The sequence below is a fragment of the Burkholderia sp. APQ4-4ca genome (genome assembly GCF_057837105.1).
Genome location: NZ_JBYQCG010000222.1, coordinates 35,314 through 38,997, shown reverse-complemented (window position 1 = coordinate 38,997; position 3,684 = coordinate 35,314). Strand labels below are relative to the sequence as shown.

Sequence of the window (3,684 nt, the reverse complement as noted above, 5' to 3'; positions counted from 1 at the left end):
CGGGTGGCCAGGTCGGTTATCGCGTCGACGCGTGCGGCCGGCGCCTTGCCGGATGGCACGACGACTGGACCGTGCTGGGCCAGCTGGGCGGCGATCCCGTGATCGTCGTGCCGGCGGGCGACGTGCTGTTCGGCCGCCACGGCGCCGGCGCCTGGGCTCCGTCGCGCGTCGCGCCAACCGTCACGCATTTTGCTCACGCGTTGTGCATCTGGTGCGAGTTGTATATCGGAAAGCATTCGCGCGATATCGTCGACGACACGTATGAAATCCTGCCGGCATTCATCGCGGAGGTCCGCTCGGGGATCGGCGATGCGCTGCCCGATGCGGAAGCAGCGGTTTTCATGGAGATGGTCGGCGGTTGAGCGCACGCGGCCCCTGTCGGGCAACGTGCACGTCAGGGGCGCGGGTAACACGGCAGCACGAATTCGAATGCGAACGACGAAAGTGATCGAGGAAACAATCATCGGCAACCGATCGCACGTGACGGAAGCGCCGTGCGACGACCCCGCGCAAGCGATCGCGGCCGTCGAACGGCTGAACGGCCGCGATCGCTCGACCGTCGCCTTGGACGCAAACGACGCAACGGTGATGACGATCGGCGGCGGCCACGACGGCCGATACGTCGTCTTCATCGCATCGGAGATCGACGCCGCGTTGCTGAACCTGACGACACCCGAAGCGTCGGCAGACGAAACGATCGAACTCGTGGCAGGCGGCCAGCGAGGCAGCTATCCGGCGCGGCAGTGCGTCGATCGCGCGACGGCGACGCAGGCGGCAGCCTATTTCGTATCGACCGGCGGCGCCGATCCGCGGTTATGCTGGCAACCCGGCTGATTCGCCGCGGGACAGGAAGGAAATGAATAGGGCAGACGATCCGGCAGCATTGCGCGCGCAACAGGAAGCGATTTGCGCGCGCTACGGCCTGCACGCCGCCGAGCCCGAAGAGAAGGTTACCGTCGCGATGTCGACGCTCGGGCGCATGCCTGTCTATGGCACGCGCATCGCGCTGTCAGAAGGCGACGACGTCGGCTGGTTTTTCCACTGCGGCGAATACTCGGACGCCGACGATTTCTATCAGCCGCTGCATGCCGCGCACCTGTCGACCTGCCTGCCCTCGGTTCTGCCCTATCTGCGGTTGCCGCCCGGCGCACGCTTCATCATCGACGATGCGGGCTATGAAGATGTCTGGACGGCGTGACGTATCGGTATGCGATCGATCTTTCAGTTGTCCGGAGGAAGCCGGTAAAAACGAAGAAGGACCGCCACGCGGTCCTTCTTCCATGAAGCGGCATTCGAAAAAACGCGCTCCTGTTACGGCAACGAAATCGTCAAATTAGCCGACTCCGGGCCCACCTTGATCACCTGCGAATAAGGCGCCAACGTCTGTAGCGTTTTGTCCTTAAGATACGTGTTGAGCCCGAGATACCCAAGCAGGGCCACCAGCGCAAACACCGCCCCGATCGCCCAGACCGGCACCTCCCGCTTCAACCGATGCGCGATCTGATCCGGCAGCGGCCAATGCGGAGCAAACGCAGCGCGCTTGCCCTTCATGTGTGCGATTTCGTCGCCGAGCCGCGCGGTGAGATAAGCGAGCTTCTCCGGCCCCTCGAGCAGATACTTGCCCTGGAACCCGAGCAGCAGGCACATGTGAAACACCTCGAGCGACTGCAGCCGCGCCGCACCCTGCGCGCGACCTTCCTCGAGATACTGGTAGAACTTTTCCCCCGCGAGCTGCTCGCCGAACAGCACGAGCTGCAGCGGCCGGCGTTCCCAGTCCGCGCGGATCTTGAACTGCGACGACAGCACCATCTCGTCGATCGCCGCGCAGAACGCGAACTTCGCGCCGTACACGTCCTCGGCGGCGATATTCAGCTTCTTCGCGCCGCGCTCGAAATCCGACAGGAATTCCTGGATTCGCGTGCTGAACTCGCTGGCGCTGTCCGGCTCCCGCTTGTTCTTGAGCAGGAACAGCATGAAGAACCCGTCGTACAGCAAATCGAGCAGCGAACGGGCCTGGAACGCGGAGTCCGTCGACGCCGGGCTATGCAGGGGCGGCGGCACGTTGTCGCCGAACAGGGAAGGCGCGTAGCTCATGATGTGACCGCGATCAGTTCGAATTTCAGGTCATTGATGCCAGTCGGCGCATAGATCATCGCGGACTGGGCCTGCAGCATGCGCTCGTACAGCGGGCTGCGCGAATCGAGCGCGAAGTAGCATGCGCCGGGGCGCACCGGAATCGCGGGCGGCACCTGCGGCGTGTACGACAGCCGCACGCCGGGCATCGCCGACAGCACGAGCTTGTCGACGTCGTCGGGCGCGCCGACCTTGAAGCGGGCCGGCACCGCATCGACGAGCTCGACGCTCGGCATGTCCGCGGACACCGCGAGGTAGAACTCCGTCTTGTCGTCGATCTTGCCGGAATCGAGGCGGCCGAGGTGGAACGACGGGCGCACCTCGTCGAGCGTGATCGCGAAATAGCGCGTCGAGATCACGGTGTCGAGCAGTTCGCGCAGCATCAGGTCGAGACGCGCGAAGCTCGGGCCCGGATCGTCGTGGCGGTAGACGGGCAGGTCGGCGAGCGTATAGCCCTTCGAGAACGTCATCAGCTGGCCCGCGAGGCGCAGCAGTTCCTGGAACAGCCGTTCCGGATGCAGCGCCGCGTGCTGGTGCAGGTGCGCGAGCGTCGCGAATGCGGCGTTCGCCGTGTGCAGCAGCCAGAACGACGCGATGTCGCCCGAGCGAAATTCGATGATGTTCTTCGACGGCTCTCGGTGGAAGCCGTACAGCGCGTTCACCTTCGCCTGCAGCGCGTCGACCAGTTGGCGCAGCCGCTGGTGCAGGATCGGCGACGCGTCGATCGCGAGGCACGGCGGCACGAAGCTGTCGTCGATCTCGAAGCCGGACGTCGCGGTGCGGCGCACGCGCACGAGCGGCACCGACAGCAACTGGTCGCGCGGTTCGCTGTGCGCGATCAGCTTGACCTGCGTCTTCAGGAACGTGATGTCGGCTTCGGCGGCGTCGGTGAAGTTGTCGGCGACGCTCGTCTGCTCGCTGACGAACCGCGTCATGAAGCCGGCGGCCGGATCGTCGCTGTAGTTGGTGCCGTTCTCGCGCAGCGGATGCAGCGCGAGATAGAACACGAATTCGTTGATGCCGTCGGGCAACGTATCCAGCGCGATCGGCGGCGGCAGGTCGTCGGCCTGCGGCGCGGCATACAGCGCGCCGTCCGGGAACACGAGCGCGAGCTCGGCGACCCGCAGCACGTTGCTGCCGAGCGCGTCGCGATCGATGCGCACCGAGCGCACGCCCCAGTTGTACGGCTGGATCGCCTGGATGGACTCGAACAGGCGCGCCTCGTGGTACGCGTCCTGCCGTTGAAAGTGTTGAGGCCGGAGGAACAGTCCTTCCCCCCACAGCACCTTGGCCGAATAACTCATGTCAAATCCGGTTAATGTGGCGTTGCGACGTAATCGATTTGTTCGTGCCCGAATTAAATCGCCAATTGTTAACTCTTGTTAATTGACATTCGTGCGTCATGTTTAACCGCAGGAGACCGAAGACAACATATTCAGCGGTTGCGAAGGCGCACCCTGTTGCGGTGCGATGACCGTCCCGTCGGTGACCGTCATCGCGCAATTATGCAGGCCGATGATTATGCCGGATTTCTCCGACTTCGCCGGATCG

At 64.2% G+C, this 3,684-nt stretch carries 4 protein-coding genes and 2 pseudogenes; 3 read left to right on the top strand and 3 right to left on the bottom strand.

Annotated elements, in window-relative coordinates; translation table 11 throughout:
• The 3 genes and pseudogenes from AC3IFE_RS24880 to AC3IFE_RS24870 all read left to right on the top strand — a co-directional run.
• A pseudogene (locus AC3IFE_RS24880) lies at positions 1-362 on the top strand (hypothetical protein); the annotation flags it as partial.
• Between the two features lie 67 nt (positions 363-429).
• Positions 430-834, top strand: a complete 405-nt coding sequence (locus tag AC3IFE_RS24875; RefSeq protein ID WP_489192644.1) for an Imm1 family immunity protein — start codon at positions 430-432, stop codon at positions 832-834.
• Positions 835-856: 22 nt separating this feature from the next.
• Positions 857-1,198, top strand: coding sequence for an immunity protein Imm33 domain-containing protein (locus AC3IFE_RS24870; RefSeq protein ID WP_489192642.1), 342 nt, complete (start codon positions 857-859; stop codon positions 1,196-1,198).
• A 113-nt stretch (positions 1,199-1,311) separates the two neighbouring features.
• On the opposite strand, the gene icmH is transcribed toward AC3IFE_RS24870, so the two are convergent.
• From icmH to AC3IFE_RS24855, 3 genes and pseudogenes are all read right to left on the bottom strand, one after another.
• Positions 1,312-2,094, bottom strand: coding sequence for a type IVB secretion system protein IcmH/DotU (gene icmH, locus AC3IFE_RS24865; protein WP_489192640.1), 783 nt, complete (start codon positions 2,092-2,094; stop codon positions 1,312-1,314).
• Positions 2,091-3,437 carry a type VI secretion system baseplate subunit TssK gene (tssK, locus tag AC3IFE_RS24860; protein ID WP_089466526.1) on the bottom strand — a complete coding sequence of 449 codons (1,347 nt, stop codon included), beginning with the start codon at positions 3,435-3,437 and terminating at the stop codon, positions 2,091-2,093. The genes icmH and tssK overlap by 4 nt, the downstream gene beginning before the upstream one ends.
• A 102-nt stretch (positions 3,438-3,539) precedes the next feature.
• Positions 3,540-3,684 (bottom strand): annotated as a pseudogene (locus AC3IFE_RS24855) (type VI secretion system lipoprotein TssJ); the annotation flags it as partial.